Source organism: Klebsiella sp. 141251 (genome assembly GCF_050600725.1).
Taxonomy (GTDB): Bacteria; Pseudomonadota; Gammaproteobacteria; order Enterobacterales; family Enterobacteriaceae; genus Klebsiella; species Klebsiella aerogenes.
Genome location: NZ_JAQIRG010000043.1, coordinates 1 through 269 on the forward strand (window position 1 = coordinate 1; position 269 = coordinate 269).

The 269-nt window shown below is 50.9% G+C and carries 1 protein-coding gene; it reads right to left on the minus strand.

What is annotated here, in order from left to right; genetic code table 11:
- The coding region (locus PGR09_RS24575) for an EF-Tu/IF-2/RF-3 family GTPase (protein ID WP_430916588.1) at nt 1-269 on the minus strand (269 nt) is incomplete at both ends.

Sequence of the window (269 nt, forward strand, 5' to 3'; positions counted from 1 at the left end):
TCAGATTCGAACTTGGTGTGCGGCTTGATGCTGCCCGGCTTAGCCAGTACCTGACCACGTTCGATTTCTTCACGTTTGATACCACGCAGCAGAACACCAACGTTCTCACCAGCACGGCCTTCGTCCAGCAGTTTGCGGAACATTTCAACGCCAGTACAGGTAGTTTTCGCGGTTTCTTTGATACCAACGATTTCAACTTCTTCACCAACTTTGATGATACCGCGCTCTACACGACCGGTAACAACGGTACCACGACCGGAGATGGAGAA